The 10,914-nt window shown below is 75.4% G+C and carries 8 protein-coding genes and 3 pseudogenes; 2 read left to right on the forward strand and 9 right to left on the reverse strand.

What is annotated here, in order from left to right; translation table 11 throughout:
* Positions 1-321: 321 nt before the first annotated feature.
* Both hpt and ACQP2H_RS29185 read right to left on the reverse strand, forming a co-directional pair.
* Positions 322-897 carry a hypoxanthine phosphoribosyltransferase gene (gene hpt, locus ACQP2H_RS29180; protein WP_208567737.1) on the reverse strand — a complete coding sequence of 192 codons (576 nt, stop codon included), beginning with the start codon at positions 895-897 and terminating at the stop codon, positions 322-324.
* A 100-nt stretch (positions 898-997) separates the two neighbouring features.
* A complete protein-coding gene (locus ACQP2H_RS29185) occupies positions 998-1,135 on the reverse strand; it encodes a hypothetical protein (protein WP_363819843.1) in 138 nt (45 codons plus the stop codon).
* 150 nt (positions 1,136-1,285) lie between these two features.
* On the opposite strand from ACQP2H_RS29185, the gene ACQP2H_RS29190 reads away from it, so the two are divergent.
* Entirely contained in the window at positions 1,286-2,251 is a 966-nt protein-coding gene (locus ACQP2H_RS29190; protein ID WP_357536483.1) for a GlxA family transcriptional regulator, read from the forward strand.
* A gap of 51 nt (positions 2,252-2,302) precedes the next feature.
* On the opposite strand, the gene ACQP2H_RS29195 is transcribed toward ACQP2H_RS29190, so the two are convergent.
* From ACQP2H_RS29195 to dacB, 6 genes and pseudogenes are all read right to left on the reverse strand, one after another.
* Positions 2,303-3,931: a gamma-glutamyltransferase family protein gene (locus ACQP2H_RS29195; protein ID WP_357536484.1), complete on the reverse strand. Its 1,629-nt coding sequence runs from the start codon at positions 3,929-3,931 to the stop codon at positions 2,303-2,305.
* 324 nt (positions 3,932-4,255) lie between these two features.
* Positions 4,256-4,657 (reverse strand): TilS substrate-binding domain-containing protein, encoded by a 402-nt coding sequence (locus ACQP2H_RS29200; protein WP_433233723.1) that lies wholly within the window; start codon positions 4,655-4,657, stop codon positions 4,256-4,258.
* A gap of 63 nt (positions 4,658-4,720) precedes the next feature.
* A pseudogene (locus tag ACQP2H_RS29205) lies at positions 4,721-5,187 on the reverse strand (ATP-binding protein); the annotation flags it as partial.
* Positions 5,088-5,477 (reverse strand): annotated as a pseudogene (locus ACQP2H_RS29210) (hypothetical protein); the annotation flags it as partial. The pseudogenes ACQP2H_RS29205 and ACQP2H_RS29210, both read right to left, overlap by 100 nt.
* Before the next feature lie 5 nt (positions 5,478-5,482).
* A complete protein-coding gene (locus tag ACQP2H_RS29215) occupies positions 5,483-6,550 on the reverse strand; it encodes a zinc-dependent metalloprotease (RefSeq protein ID WP_208567733.1) in 1,068 nt (355 codons plus the stop codon).
* A 134-nt stretch (positions 6,551-6,684) separates the two neighbouring features.
* The gene (dacB, locus tag ACQP2H_RS29220) at positions 6,685-8,295 is read right to left on the reverse strand and encodes a D-alanyl-D-alanine carboxypeptidase/D-alanyl-D-alanine endopeptidase (protein WP_255598743.1); all 1,611 of its coding nucleotides are present in this window, start codon (positions 8,293-8,295) and stop codon (positions 6,685-6,687) included.
* Between the two features lie 572 nt (positions 8,296-8,867).
* On the opposite strand from dacB, the gene ACQP2H_RS29225 reads away from it, so the two are divergent.
* Positions 8,868-9,374: an inorganic diphosphatase gene (locus tag ACQP2H_RS29225; RefSeq protein WP_204927072.1), complete on the forward strand. Its 507-nt coding sequence runs from the start codon at positions 8,868-8,870 to the stop codon at positions 9,372-9,374.
* A 71-nt stretch (positions 9,375-9,445) separates the two neighbouring features.
* Here the strand turns inward: ACQP2H_RS29225 and eccD are convergent.
* Positions 9,446-10,845, reverse strand: a pseudogene (gene eccD / locus ACQP2H_RS29230) (type VII secretion integral membrane protein EccD).
* Positions 10,846-10,914: the final 69 nt, after the last annotated feature.

Below are 10,914 nucleotides of genomic sequence, written 5' to 3' on the forward strand. Positions count from 1 at the left end.
TCGACCCCGGGGCGCGCGAACTGCCGCACCGCGGTCATTCGACGGTACACCGTGCGCGCCAGGTGCGAGCTTGCGAGCCCCGCAGTCGGGCACATTCGTGACCCCGAGTTGCGAGCCTGCGAGCCCGGCGCCCGCGTGGACGGCGAACCGGGGTCTCAGCCGACGTGGCGGGGAACTGCGCACCGGCTCCGTCGACCGCCCGGTCACGCGGGTCGGGGTGCCGGGCGCGGAGCTGCCCCCACGCCACCCGTCCCTACCGTAGTCGGATTGGCTGGGAGCCCGCTGAACGTCCGCTCGATGACGACCGATACGAGCGGACGTTCAGGCCCGGGCGTAGACCTCGGGCTTGAGCACACCGACGTACGGCAGCTCGCGGTAGCGCTCGCCGAAGTCCAGGCCGTAGCCGACCACGAACTCGGTGGGGATGTCGAAGCCGACGTACTTCACCGGGACCGTGACCTTCACCGCCTCCGGTTTGCGGAACAGGGCCACCACCTCGACGCTGGCCGCCGACCGGGACTCCAGGTAGCGCAGCAGCCAGGACAGGGTCAGGCCGGAGTCGACGATGTCCTCGACCACCACCACGTGCCGACCGGCGATGTCCCGGTCCAGGTCCTTGAGGATGCGTACCACGCCGGAGGAGGTGGTGCCCTGGCCGTACGAGGAGATGGCCATGAAGTCCAGCTCCACGGGTGGACCCTGGCGGCCCAACGCCCTGGCGAAGTCGGCCATGAACATGACCGCGCCCTTGAGTACGCAGACGAGCAGGAGCCCGTCGGTGACCCCGGCATAGTCCGCCGAGACCTGCTTGGCCAGCTCCGCCGTTTTCTCGCGGATCTGTGCCTCGGAGATGATCACGTGATCGATGTCGGCGTCGTACCAGGAGCCGTCAGCCATGCTCCTAGCCTGCCGTACGCCGGCCGACCCGCGTCGGCGGGGCCGCACCTTTCGGCGCGACCCCGCCACGGTTTTTTCCGGCACACCGGGAGCAACCACCTCAGCAGGCGTGGGACCGCCAGCGGCGACCGTCCTCGGTGGGCTTCCAGTCGGCGGAGTCACGGGTGTCGGCGGTCAGGCCGACAGCCGAGGCGACGGCCAGCGCGACGATGAAGAGCAGGAACAACAGCAACTGCATGGCGGCGCTCACTTTCCGGGGATCTGCGTGGTTTTCGCCGCCGGCGCGCACCGGACTGCTACCAGTTTCCGCCCCCATCCCAGCGCCGGACAGTGGCAGTAATGCCATGCCCCCTCGATTTTCTGCCACTCCTGCGGTTACCCTCGTCACATGATCCGATCGGTGGCCGTCATCGCACTGGACCAGGTGGCCGTCTTCGAGCTGGGCGTGCTCACCGAGGTCTTCGGCACCGACCGCACCGACGACGGTTTCCCCGGCTACCGGTTCACGGTCTGCACCGCCGACGGCGACCCGGTGCGCACCGCCTCCGGCTTCGGCCTCACCCCGCACGCCGACCTCGCCCCGGTCGACGACGCCGACCTGGTCGCGGTGCCCGCGTACACCCACGGCGACGGTGAGCTGCCCGAGGCGGTGCTGGCCGCGCTGCGCCGCGCCGCCGACCGGGGGGCGTACGTGTTCAGCGTCTGCTCCGCGGCGTTCGTGCTCGGTGCGGCCGGCCTGCTCGACGGCCGGGAGTGCACCACCCACTGGAAGTACGTCGACGAGCTGCAACGCCGCCACCCCTCGGCCCGGGTCCGGTGCAACAGCCTCTACGTGGCCGACGGGCCGGTGCTGACCAGCGCCGGCACCGCCGCCGGCATCGACGCCTGCCTGCACCTGGTACGCCAGGAACACGGTTCGGGCACCGCCACCCGGCTCGCCCGGCGGATGGTGGTCCCGCCGCACCGCGACGGCGGCCAGTCCCAGTACGTCGAGGCGCCGATCCCGGCCACCCCCGACGCCCCCACCCTCGAACCGGTGCTGAGCTGGCTGGTGGGGCACCTGGACCGGCCGACCACCGTGGACGAGCTGGCCGCCCGCGCCGGCATGTCACCGCGGACCTTCGCCCGCCGGTTCCGGGCCGAGACCGGCACCACCCCGCACGACTGGCTCACCAACCAGCGGGTGCTGCTGGCCCGCCGGCTGCTGGAGGAGACCCGGCTCAGCGTGGAGAGCGTCGCCGGCCGCTCGGGTTTCCCCGACGCCGCCGCCCTGCGCCACCACTTCGCCCGCCGGCTCGGCACCACCCCGCAGGGCTACCGCACCACCTTCCGCGACCGGGTCCCCACCGCCTGAGCCCACCACCGATCCGGCACGGACCACATCACCGACCGGACGCGCCGACGATCAGTAGCCCAGTGCCGCGCCGTCCACCCGGGGCTCCGCGCCGACCACCCAGCCGCCGGCCGGGTCACGCCACAGCGCCTGGCCGTACCCGAAGACCGACGGCTCGTCGGCGACGGTGACCTCGTGGCCCCGAGCACGCAACCCCGCGACCAGGCCGGGCTCCGCCGCCAGGGCCGGCTCGACGAGCAGGGTCCGGCCGGCGTGCCAGTACCAGCGGGGAGCGTCCAGGGCGGCCTGCGGATCGAGGCCGGCGTCGACGGTCGCGGCGACCAGTTGGACGTGCCCCTGCGGCTGCATGTGCCCGCCCATCACCCCGAACGGCCCGACCGGTGCCCCGGCACGGGTCAGGAAGCCCGGGATGATCGTGTGGAAGGGCCGCTTGGCCGGCCCCACCACGTTGGGATGACCCGGGTCGAGCCGGAAACCGGTACCCCGGTTCTGCAGGGCGAAACCGTGGCCGGGCAACACCACCCGGGAGCCGAACCCCAGGTAGGTGGACTGGATCAGGCTGACCATCAGGCCGTCGGCGTCGGCCGTGCAGAGGTATACGGTGCCGCCCCGTTCGGGCGTGCCGGCCACCGGGTCGCCGGCCCGGTCGGTGAGCAGCGCCCACCGCCCCGCCAGGTAGCCCGGGTCGAGCAGGCCGGCGGTCGGCACGTCGGCCCGGTCCGGGTCGGCCACGTGCGCGTGCGCGTCGGCGAAGCCGAGCTTGACCGCCTCCACCTGCCGGTGCACCCGGTCCACCGGGTCGGCGACCGGGTCGAGCCCGTCGAGGACGCCCAGCGCCTGCAGCGCCGCCAGCCCCTGCCCCGGCGGCGGAAGCTCCCACACCTCGTGCCCCCGGTAGCGGACGCTGACCGGGTCGACCCAGGTCGAGGTGTGCGCGGCCAGGTCGGCGGCGGTGAGGAAGCCACCGGTCCGGGCGGCGTGCCGGTCCAGGGCCGCCGCGATCGCACCCCGGTAGAAGTCCTCCGCGCCGCTGGCGGCGATCAGCCGCAGCGTCCGGGCCGCCGCCGGATTGCGCCAGCGTTCACCCGGCCGGGGTGCCCGACCCGCCACCGTGAAGACCCGGTCGAACTCGGTGAACTCGGCACCCGTCGGCACCGGCTGCGCCAGCGCCCGCGCCCAGGTGGCGGCGGTGCCGGTGGAGACCGGGTGGCCATGCTCGGCGTACCCGACCGCGTCGGTGAACAGGTCGGCGAAGGGCAGCACACCGAACCGGTCGTGCAGGTCCCGCCAGCCGGCCGGCGCACCCGGCACGGTCACCGGCAACCAGCCCCGGGCGGGCATCGCCGGCCCGGCCGCCTGCTCGCCGCCGAGCGCCGCCACCGGTTCCGCCGCCGCCCCGCCGGTGGCGGCCAGCACCACCTCCCGGGTCAGCCCGGCCGGTGACCGCCCGGCGGCGGCGAGACCGTGCAGCCGGTCGCCGTCCCAGACGATGGCGAACAGGTCACCACCGATGTCGTTGGACGGCGGCTGCACCACGGTCAACGTGATCGCGGTGGCCAGCGCCGCGTCGACGGCGTTGCCGCCGCGCCGCAGCACGGCCAGGCCCGCCGCCGCCGCGAGCGGGTGGCTGGTCGAGACGGCACCGTGCGGGGCGAACAGGGCACTGCGGGGGTACGCCATCAGCCCTGTCTACCGCACCACCCCAACCCACCCCCACGGGTACGCGGCCACGCCGCTGCGCGGGCGCCTCGACGCTCGGCGCTCGACGCTCGACGCTCGACGCTCGGCGCTCGGCGCTCGGCGCTCGGCGCATCATGATCAGATTGCGAAAATGGAGACGACATGCCGGCCCGAATGCTCAAAACGCAATCTGATCACTCCCCCGCCCCCGGCCACCCTGCCTGAGGCGCACTCGGCCAGCCAACGGATCCCCGCTCGGGACGCGCCCAGCCAACGGGTCCCCCACTCGGGCGCGCCCAGCCGACGGACCCCGATCGGATGTGCTCAGCCGACGGGCAGCAGCCGGCCGCCCCGACGGCCGACGCGTACCCCGCCGGGCAGCGCCGTCGCACCCTGCCCCCGCCAGGCGGTGACCAGCGCGTCCAGCGCGTCCACGTGCCGGTGGGAGAGCGCACCGGGTGGGGCCCCCAACTCCCGCGCCCAGGCGTGCAGCACCCGGCTGCGGACCGCCCCCGGCAATCCGGCCAGCGCCACGACGGACAAGCCCCCACCGTCCCGCAGGGGAGGCCGGTCGACTGCCGCCCCGTCGGATGGGGGTGGCGGGGTGGCGAGGGCGGCGGCGGCCAGGTCGTCCAGGGCGGCGGTGTCGGCGGCGAGCAGTCGGGCTGTCCGGGCCAGATTGTCCAGGACCCCCTCGCCGAGGGCGGTGACCAGGGCCGGCAGCACGTCGGCGCGGACCCGGGCCCGCGCGTACGACGGATCGGTGTTGTGCGGGTCCTGCCACGGGGTCAGGCCCGACGCCGCGCACGCGTCGCGGGTCTGTGCCCGGGTGACGTCGAGCAGGGGGCGCAGCAGCGGCACCCCGGCCAGGTCCCGCCGGGCGGGCATCCCGGCCAGCCCGCGCGGGCCGGCCCCCGGGCGAGCGCCAGCAGCACCGTCTCGGCCTGGTCGTCGCGGGTGTGTCCGAGCAGGACGGCACTGGCCCGATGCCGGCGGGCGGCGTCCGAGAGCGCCTGGTAGCGGGCCTGCCGGGCGGCCGCCTCGGGGCCCCCGGCCGGCCGGCCACCGTCACCGGCACCGCCTCGACCGGATCGAACCCGACGCTCGCAGCCCAGTCGGCGACGGCGGCGGCACGTTCGGCCGACCCGGCCTGCAACCCGTGGTCGACGGTCACCAGAGCGGCCCGCCGCCCGAGCCGGGACGTCACGAAGGCGGTGGCGACGGCGAGGGCGAGCGAGTCCGGCCCGCCCGAGCAGGCCACCAGTACCGGCCCGTCAGCGGGCAACCCGGCCAGGGCACGGCGCACCGCGACCCGGAGGGTGGCCACCGACGGCGCAAGGGCCACCCCGGGCGGGGCACCGCGAACGTGCCGTCCGGCCACGGTCGGGTCGACGCAACTGGTTCCGCCCACCGGCTCGGCACCGCTCTGCCCGACCACCGGGCCGACGGTCGGGCCGACAGCGCTGTCCCCAACCACCGGACCCACGGCCGGGCCGACGGAGCTGTCCCCGGCCACCGGGTCGACGGAGCTGGGCCGACCGGCCACCGGGGTCAGCCGGCGGTCGGGGTGGCGCCGGCCGGGCCGTGTACCCGGGCCACCCAGGCGGCCGGGTCACCCAGCTCGTCCAGCCGGGGCAGGGTCAGCGGCGAACCGAAGATCTTGTTGAAGCCGGCCATGCCCACCTGCTCGACCACGCCGTGCACGAACTTGCGCCCCTCGGCGTACTGGCGCATCTTGACGTCCACGCCGAGCAGCCGGCGGATCGCCTTCTCCAGCGGGTTGCCCGCCTCGCGGCGGCGGTTGAACCCCGCCCGGATCCGCTCCACGCTGGGGATGACCTGCGGGCCGACGCCGTCCATCACGAACTCGGCGTGCCCCTCCAGCAGGGTCATCAGCGCGGTCAGCCGGTCCAGCACCGCCCGCTGCGCCGGGGTCTGCACGATGTCCAGCACGCTGGTGCGGCTGTCCGGGTCGCGTACCGCGTCGGAGAGGGTGGACACCCCCCTGCGCAGGCGCTCGACCAGGTGTTCGGTGCCCTGGGAGGCGTCCACGAACGCCTGCACCTCACCGAGGAAGTACGCCCGCATCCACGGCACGGCGGTGAACTGGGTGCGGTGGGTGACCTCGTGCAGGCACACCCAGAGCCGGAAGTCGCGCGGGTCGGCACCGAGCTTGCGCTCCACCTCGACGATGTTCGGCGCGACCAGCAGCAGCTGACCCGGGTCGGCGGAGAAGACCTCGTACTGGCCGAGCACCCGGCCGGAGAGGTACGCCAGCACGGTGCCGGCCTGCACCCCGGTGAGCCGGGAGCCGACGGCCTCCGTGAGTACGCCTGGCGGCTTGTCGCCGGAGAGCCGGCTGACCAGTGGGGTGATCACCTCCCGCAGGCCGGCGATGTTGGTGGCCGCCCAGTCCCGCCGGTCCACCACCCGCACCGGCGGATGACCCACCTGCGGGCGCAGCCCCGTGTAGTCGGCGACGTGCCCGGCCGCCTCGTCGGTGAGCCGGCGTAGATCGCCGACCACCTCGGTGGCCTCCGCGTACGACACGCGGGGGCCCGACTTGCTCAGCGCCCCCGCGGTGGCGGCGGCCAGATCCCAGTCCACGAACTGCGCCATGCCACCCACCGTACCCGCGCCGCGACACCCCGGCCGGTTCCGCACGACGGGCTGCTCGACGGCCGGCCCGGGCGCGACCCGCTGGACGGCAGCGGGCGGACGGGGACCGCTCAGCGGCAGGCGACCGGACCCGTTCAGCGGCAGCCGCAGCCGGCCAGTGCACCGGCGATCCGGTCCAGTGCCGCCCGGGTCACCTCCGGGTCGCCGCCCGGCGCCTGGTCGGTGAGCACGGCGAAGGTGAGCAGCCGGCCGTCGCGGGTGGTCACCAGGCCGGCGATGGCGTGCACCCCGGTCAGGGTGCCGGTCTTGGCCCGGACCACGCCGGCCCCGGCGGCGGTGGACGTCGACTCGTACCGGGTGCCGAGGGTGCCCGACCAGGCGGCCACCGGGAGGCCACCGAAGATGGCGGTCAACTCCGGGTGGGTGCCGTTGCCGGCCAACGCGATCAGGTCGGTGAGCAGCGAGGGGCTGATCCGGTTGCTCCGGGACAGTCCGCTGGCGTCGGCGAGGCTGATCTCGTCGGCCGGCAGGCCCAGCTCGCCGATCACCTCGTCCATCGCCGCCGCGCCACCGGCGAAGGACGCCTGCTGGTTGCGGGCCAGGGCGACCTGGCGGGCGAGTGCCTCGGCGATCACGTTGTCACTGTCGGTGATCATGATGTCGACCAGCCGGATCATGGGCAGCGACTCGACCTTGCCCAGTTCGGTGCCGGGCGCGGGTGCGCCACCCTCCGTCGCGCCGCCGGCCGCCGGGGCGGTGCCCCGGACCACCCCGGTCTCCGGCAGGCCGAGCAGCCGGGCGAAGGAGCGGCCGGCGGCCAGGTCGGGCTCGGCGTACCGGGTGGCCGCACCGTGGCTGTCGGCGAAGTTCTTCCGCGCCCCCGCCGGGTCCTGGCGTGCGCCGTCGGTCATCAGCGCGGTGATCGACGCGCCGAAGCCGCCGGTCGGGATGTCCGCGTCCCAGCCGGGACCGTGGACCGGGCCGGGGAAGAGGGTCGAGTCGACCACCACCCGGGTCGGGGCGGTGCCGCCGAGGGCCTGCTTGACCTGGGCGGCGAGGGTGTCGAGCCGGGCGGCACCGGGATAGAAGCCGGATTTGTCGACGGCCAGGGTCGGGTCGCCCCCACCGACCAGCACCACCTCGCCCGGGTTCGCCCCGGCGAGCACGCGGGTCGCGATCCGGTAGCCGGGGCCCCGCGCCTTCAACACGGTCACCCCGGTTGCGAGCTTGGTGACCGAGGCGGGGACGGTGCCGTCGTCGCCGCCCCTGGCGTACAGCGATTCGCCGCTCACCACGTCGGCCACCGACACGTTCACCCGGCTACCCAGGGCGGCGGCACCGGTCAGCGGCTCGACCGCGGCGCGTACCCCGGCGGGGGTCGGCACCGAGGCGGCGGCGTCGGGGCCGGCGAGCACCGGGGACGGATCGGGCTCGGGGGGACGCGCGGAGGGCGACGGGGTGGGGTCCGCGCCCAGCCAGCCGGCGACCGGACCGGGCCGGAGCACCGCCGCCGCCCCGGCGAGGCCGACCAGCAGCACGACGACCAGCAGCACCGGCACCCACCGCCGACGACGACGCGGCGGCCCACCGGCCGCCCCCGGGGGGCCGGTGACCGGCGCGGAACCGGGGGGTACGGGACGCGACGCCGGCCCCGGCTGGCCAGCCGACGACGGGTGGGCAGGCGAAGGATGACCAGTCGACCCCGGCTGGGCAGGTGACGACGAATGGACGGGCGGCGACGGCATCCCGCCCCCGGGGGAGACCGACGCCGCGCCACGGTGCGGCGCGACCTGCGCGGACCCGGCGTGCGGCGTGGCCGGTGCACTGCCGGCGTGCGGCGCGACCTGCGCGGAGCCGGAGTGCGGCGCGGCCGGGGCGCTACCGGCGTGCGGCGGGACCTGCGCGGAGCCGGAGTGCGGGGCTGCCGGGGCGGAGCCGACGGCCGCGCGACCGGCGGCGGCCGTGGCCGGTGGACGCCAGACCGGCGGGGGCGGCTGGTCGGCGGCCCGACCAGCGGCCGACGGTGACTCGGGGGTCGACTCCGGGCGGCGTGGGACGTTCGCGTCGGGCACCGACACCCGGCCGGTGGCCCCGCCGGTCACGGGTCGCCCCGAACCCCGGCCGTCAACCCCCTCCGGGCGGTAGTGTGAATCTTCCCTCCTCACGACCCCCTCCTCCCGCCGCCGAACTCGCCTGGGTGACACTACTTCGGTCCGAAGACTATGCGGCGTCCGGAGCCGACGGGTGGCCATTCATCCGCACCGGGGGCGTCAGTGGTTCCGTTCAGCCAGCGTGGGCAGACGAGGGAGCGTGGGAGATGGATTTCGACGTCACGGTTGAGATCCCGAAGGGTCACCGAAACAAGTACGAGGTGGACCACGCGACCGGCCGGATCCGGCTGGACCGCACCCTGTTCACGTCGACCCAGTACCCGGCCGACTACGGCTTCATCGAGGGCACCCTCGGCGAGGACGGCGACCCGCTGGACGCGCTGGTGCTGGTGCCCGAGCCGACCTTCCCGGGCTGCCTGATCCGCTGCCGCACCATCGGCATGTTCCGGATGACCGACGAGAAGGGCGGCGACGACAAGGTCCTCTGCGTGCCCTACGAGGACCCCCGCCAGGAGCACCTGCGCGACATCCACCACCTGGGCGAGTTCGACCGGCTGGAGATCCAGCACTTCTTCGAGGTCTACAAGGATCTCGAACCGGGCAAGTCGGTCGAGGGTGCCACCTGGGTCGGCCGGGTCGAGGCCGAGGCCGAGGTGTTGGCGTCCTACCAGCGGGCCCGCGACGCCGAGGCGCAGGGCGGCACCGCCCACTGACCCACCAGCTCCACCGCAGGCCCGGACCCCGGTGGTCCGGGCCTGCGGCGTGACAGGGCGGCCGGTCGGCCTCAGCCCAGCAGGCCCCGGGCGGTGTCGTAGAGGTCCAGCACCGCGCAGGCCACCGGCACCACCGACACCACCAGCGCGGTGTCCGTCAGGTCAGCCACCCGACCGAGGTACGGCGAGACCGGTCGCCGGGCGTACGTCGTACCGGCGGCGACGGCGAGCAGGGCGACGAACAGCCCTCCCCCGCTCAACGCCAGCAGCCCGAGGGCACCGGAACGGCCGGCGAGCACCGCGCCGAGCACCACGAACCCGGCCAGCCCGGCGACCACCGGGGGCACCCGGTGCCGGACCGCCACGAACAGCCGGGACCGCAGCAGCAGCACCGCCGCCCCGACCGCCACCAGCACCCGCCCGGCGACGCCGCCGGTGACGGCGAGCACCGCCACGGTCGCGACGACCAGGGTGGCGTGCCCGAGCAGCATCCCGGTCAGCATCTCCTCGCTGCGGGCCACCGCCGCGTACACCCGACCCCGGTCCGGCAGGTCCCGCACCCCGTCCGGGCCGCCCGTCGGGGCGTCCGGCAGGGTGATCGGCGGCAGCGGCACCTTGCCCAGCCGGATCGCCGCCAACGGCAGCACCCCGAGGGCGAAGACCAGCACGCAGAGCAGTACGGCGGCGGTGGCGGCCGAGGTGAGCAGCAGCCCACCCAGGCCGGCGAGCGTACCCACCGCGCCGACGGTCGCGCCGGCCACGAAGACCCGCAGCCGGGTGGCGACGCCGAGCAGACCCAGGACGGCGGCCAGGAGCAGCGCCACCGCACCGGCGAGGAGTTCGGGTGCGCCGAGCCAGGGCAGCGGCTGCACCGACCCGACCGGGTCCCCGGAGCTGACCGCGAGGGCACCCGCCGTCGCGGCGTACGGCAGGGCGTAGCCGCCGAGGGTGGCCCCGGTCGGGCCGTCGCCGTACGCCCGGGAGGCGATCGTGGCGGCGAGGGTGAGCAGCAGCGCCACCGCGCCCGCGGCGGGCCAGCCGGCGGGTTGCCCCGGCCCGGCGGCCAGGACGGCGAGCAGCCCCACGGCCAGCGGCACCCCGCCCCGGCCAGTACGGCGGCCCGGGTGGTCGCCGCCGACCAGGCGGCCCCCCGGCGGCGGGCGCCGTCGGCGATGGCCTCGACCACGTCGTCGTACTCCAGCTCGGGCCACTGGTCGTGGGCGGGCACCAGGTGCAGCACCTCGCCGTCGCGCACCCCCTGCGGCAGCAGCGGCTGCGCGGTCACCAGGACCGCGCCGTCGGTGCGTCGCAGCACCCAGCCGCCGTGCCGCTCGCCGTCGTCGGCCAACCCCTCGCCGGCGTGCCGCAGCACCTCGGGGAGCAGTTCGGCCAGGGGCACCTGCTCCGGCAGGGCCACGTCGACGCGGCGCCCGGGGGCGCTGATGGTGACCCTGGCCAGCCCGGTTGTCATCGACTGGACTCCATATCGATCGGGAGCGGTGGCTGACGGACGACGCGCACTTTACCTACGATGAGCCAG

The sequence above is a fragment of the Micromonospora sp. CA-248260 genome (genome assembly GCF_050942205.1).
Lineage (GTDB): Bacteria > Actinomycetota > Actinomycetes > Mycobacteriales > Micromonosporaceae > Micromonospora > Micromonospora antibiotica.

What these genes read in the sequence shown, in the direction of transcription:
- hpt (WP_208567737.1), bottom strand. Translation starts at nt 897, where the DNA reads ATGGCTGACGGCTCCTGGTACGACGCCGACATCGATCACGTGATCATC.
- ACQP2H_RS29185 (WP_363819843.1), bottom strand. Translation starts at nt 1,135, where the DNA reads ATGCAGTTGCTGTTGTTCCTGCTCTTCATCGTCGCGCTGGCCGTCGCC.
- ACQP2H_RS29190 (WP_357536483.1), top strand. Translation starts at nt 1,286, where the DNA reads ATGATCCGATCGGTGGCCGTCATCGCACTGGACCAGGTGGCCGTCTTC.
- ACQP2H_RS29195 (WP_357536484.1), bottom strand. Translation starts at nt 3,931, where the DNA reads ATGGCGTACCCCCGCAGTGCCCTGTTCGCCCCGCACGGTGCCGTCTCG.
- ACQP2H_RS29215 (WP_208567733.1), bottom strand. Translation starts at nt 6,550, where the DNA reads ATGGCGCAGTTCGTGGACTGGGATCTGGCCGCCGCCACCGCGGGGGCG.
- dacB (WP_255598743.1), bottom strand. Translation starts at nt 8,295, where the DNA reads ATGCCGTCGCCGCCCGTCCATTCGTCGTCACCTGCCCAGCCGGGGTCG.
- ACQP2H_RS29225 (WP_204927072.1), top strand. Translation starts at nt 8,868, where the DNA reads ATGGATTTCGACGTCACGGTTGAGATCCCGAAGGGTCACCGAAACAAG.